Source organism: Pedobacter sp. 01T416_2 (assembly GCF_056398925.1).
In genome coordinates this window covers 1-3,662 of the sequence record NZ_JBFTQI010000615.1, presented here as the reverse complement: position 1 = coordinate 3,662, position 3,662 = coordinate 1, and the positions used below count along the sequence as shown (strand labels likewise).

General features: G+C 44.6%; 3 protein-coding genes and 1 pseudogene. All 4 read left to right on the top strand.

The window, feature by feature from the left end; translation table 11 throughout:
- Positions 1-261, top strand: a 261-nt coding sequence (locus AC1DPQ_RS21235) for a hypothetical protein (protein WP_477610792.1), incomplete at its 5' end; no start/stop codon positions are given.
- 234 nt (positions 262-495) lie between these two features.
- Positions 496-1,038 carry a BfmA/BtgA family mobilization protein gene (locus AC1DPQ_RS21230; protein ID WP_477579129.1) on the top strand — a complete coding sequence of 181 codons (543 nt, stop codon included), beginning with the start codon at positions 496-498 and terminating at the stop codon, positions 1,036-1,038.
- Positions 1,039-1,040: 2 nt separating this feature from the next.
- Entirely contained in the window at positions 1,041-1,964 is a 924-nt protein-coding gene (locus AC1DPQ_RS21225; protein ID WP_477610791.1) for a DUF5712 family protein, read from the top strand.
- 9 nt (positions 1,965-1,973) lie between these two features.
- Positions 1,974-3,662, top strand: a pseudogene (mobC, locus tag AC1DPQ_RS21220) (conjugal transfer protein MobC); the annotation flags it as partial.

Here is a 3,662-nt window from a genome sequence, read left to right as displayed (position 1 = left end):
CCACTCGGTACTCATGCCGCTACACTTGACTTTATGTTATGGTCAAAAAGTGGTCTGACCATCAACTGTTTTTTTACGCTGGTCGATTCTCATAAAAAGATAACCCTGTCGGTTTACCGAAAAGCCGCTAACCAAGGTAGGTACATGGCTGGTGAAACAGAGGTGCGATATCTACCGTTTGGAACAGAACTGGTGCTAACAGTTGAAGCCAATGAGCTGGGTAAACCGCTACTTACTGATATGGTTATTGCAAAACACTAAGAATAAAACAGTTTATTTCATTTAAAAGCACCGGCTCGGGTTCCTCGCCGTTTAGTCCTTTTTCCCTATAGAAAAAGGAGCAAGCGGAAGTTGGGCAGACCCTACTTTATGACCCTGTAGCACGCTTCAGGGGCATTGGTAGAATTCTCCGGGAATTCTTTGATAGGTTGAAAGTGCAGCCAGGGCCGATAAAGGATATCTCTAAAGAATTCCCCTTCAACGAACTATATGGTTATGGAAAATCTGAACGCGATAAAACATACCAAGCTTACGGGTGATAAACTGCAAAAGGTTAGCCTCGCGCTGGGCCGCTCCAAACGGACGGTTTTCGCGCAGATGGTAGATTATTTTTACCGTAATAAAAAGGATCCGACTGACCTGAATGATGAACTGTTAAAGATTGCGCTTGCCAAAGGGCATAAAAGTTATATGGCTTTTATCAGGGCGCAGGAGGACTTACTGTTGGTTCCGATCAAGCAGGGTGTGGATAAGATGATTACCAATCAAAAGGATATCGTCAAATTCTTCAATGAGCAGGTGCTTGGTGCCAATAAAACCCTGGTTAAAAACCAGGGGGTGTTTTTGAAAACCGCTCAGGATAATGATCGACTGATCAAGCTCATCGCGCAGAACATGGAATCAAGGGAAACGTTAAAGCTCAAGATGCTGCAGATATTGAACAGTTACATCAAAGCACGGGAAGAACTGGGCGCATTTAAAACCAGGGAAAAAGAAGAACTGGCAGAACTGACGCGTAAACAGATAGAAAGTCTATAACAATGTTTATCAATATTTCAGCAAGCGAAACGGGTAACAATAAGGGGAGTAGTGCGCAGCTCGTGCATTACCTGGATAAGGAGAACAGGTTATTTCCTGAGCAGGAAACGGGACACTGGTTTAACGGAAAAGAAAGCCACATCGATTCCTATGTGGTAAAAAGATCAATTGATCGGAATATCGCTAAACTCTCCGCATATGATGCGAAATTTTTTCTGGTCAATATCTCTCCGAGCCAGAAAGAGATCGTGCATTTAAAAATGCTGGAAGGTTTAGGAACTAAGGAAGAGTTAAAAGCTTTTGCCATCAAAATCATGGATGAATATGCCCGTAATTTTCGCCGTCCGGGTATTAAGAGCAATGAAGATTTGCTTTGGTTTGGAAAGCTGGAAAACCACCGCTATTATTCAGCCAAAGATAAGGAAGTAAAAAATGGAACGGTGAAAAGGGGAGATGCGAAGCCAGGAGAGCAGATGCATATCCAGGTGATTGTAAGCCGTAAGGATATCACTAATTCCATCAAGCTGAGCCCAATGAACAATTCCAGGGGAGGAAACCTGGAGCATTCCAAAAAGATCGGGCAGTTTGACCGGGTGGCTTTTAAAGCTTCAGGAGAAAAGGTCTTCGATGAAATGTTTAACTATCAGAGACAAATTAGCGAGCGTTTTACTTATGCCAATACGCAAAAGAATGGAAATCTGGAGGAGCGGCTCGCCATGGCCGGGCAAAAAGATAAGCAGAAGAAGGTACAAGCTGCTTCAGCTCAGGAACAGATCTCCAACGTTTCGCCGCAGTTATTGGCTGAGCCTTCTGATAATTTACTCGATCTGCTTCTGGCCCGGCCAGAATTTGATCCCGTTTCACCGGCCTTGAGGAGCAGGAAACGGAAAAAAAGAAAAACTCAGCAACAGGAACTCAAATTTTAACAACAGAAGATGAATACAGGAGAAGATACGCAAGGGCTGCGTAAGATCACTGATTTTATCAGGCTGATCAGTCTGTTTATTTTATGCATCCATTTTTATATGAGCTGTTATTTAGCTTTCAAGATCTGGGGCTTTACAGCAGGGATTACGGATCGATTGATTTTGAATGTTTCGAGGACCGGGCTTTTTGATGGGTTTTGGGTACCAAAACTTGCAGCGTTATTGTGTTTAGCCATTTCCCTGCTGGGTGTAAAAGGCATGAAGGATGAAAAGATCAAAAAGAAGGACATTATGCTTTATATCGCAATAGGACTGGTGTTTTATTTTGCGGCCTTTTTCGTTTTTAGGTTAGGATTTGATGCCCAGCTAACTGCTGGCCTYTATATCATCACAACTTCTACCGGTTATCTATTGATACTTTCCGGGGGAGCCATGCTTTCCAGGTTGATCAAATCTTCTATCAGCACCGATGTATTTAATAGCGAGAATGAAACTTTTCCGCAGGAAGAACGACTGCTGGAGAATGAGTATTCGGTCAATCTACCCGCCAGGTACAATCTAAAAGGAAAAATCAGGAACTCGTACATCAATATCATTAATCCTTTCCGGGGGCTGCTCGTTACGGGCACCCCCGGATCCGGGTGCGGTCTGGGAAAAGTTATTTTGTGATCCGCCATGTGATCACCCAGCATATCCGCAAGGGTTTTTCAATGTTTTTGTACGATTTCAAGTTCGATGACCTTTCGATCATTGCCTACAACGCATTGCTGAAATATAAGGATAATTATAAGGTTAAACCGAACTTCTGGGTAATTGATTTTGACAGGATTTATCACAGATGCAATCCGCTGGATCCGCAGAGTATGGAGGATATTACCGACGCGACCGAGGCCAGCCGGACAGTAATGCTGGGGCTGAACCGGGACTGGATCAAAAAACAGGGTGATTTTTTTGCGGAGAGTGCGATCAATTTTGTAACGGCGGTGATCTGGTTTTTGCGTAAATACAAAAACGGGCGTTACTGCACTTTGCCGCATGCGATTGAGCTGATCCAGGCGGAATATGACAGGCTTTTTGCGGTACTGCAGGAAGAGCCGGAGATCAGGGTCCTGATCAATCCATTTATTTCGGCGCTGCAGCGAAAGGCGATGCCACAACTGGAGGGGCAGATTGCCTCGGCCAAGATCGGCCTGGCCAGGTTGTCTTCACCACAGTTGTATTATGTGCTGAGCGGTAATGATTTTACGCTGGACATCAATAATCCGCTGGAGCCGAAGATTGTCTGTATGGGCAATAACCCGCAGAAGGTGCAGACCTATGGGGCGGTGCTTTCGCTTTATGTGAACCGCATGTTAAAGCTGGTGAACAAAAAGGGGATGCAGAAAAGCAGCATTGTCTTTGATGAATATTCCTCGATTTTTGTGGGCGGAATGGACAGCCATATTGCCGTGGCGAGGGGCTATAAATGTGCGACTACTTTAGGATTGCAGGATTTTTCGCAGTTGAGGAAGGACTACGGGCAGGAGCAGGCGGATGTGATCACGAACATTGTGGGCAATATTATCTCTGGGCAGGTGAGCGGGGATACGGCGAAAAAGCTGTCTGAGAATTTTGGAAAGATTGTACAGGATAAGGAAAGCAAAAGCATCAATAGTTCTGATATTTCGATCTCCAGGTCTACGCAGATGGATTATGCAG

Coding starts and splice junctions, on each gene's coding strand:
- AC1DPQ_RS21230 (WP_477579129.1), top strand. CDS start 496: ATGGAAAATCTGAACGCGATAAAACATACCAAGCTTACGGGTGATAAA.
- AC1DPQ_RS21225 (WP_477610791.1), top strand. CDS start 1,041: ATGTTTATCAATATTTCAGCAAGCGAAACGGGTAACAATAAGGGGAGT.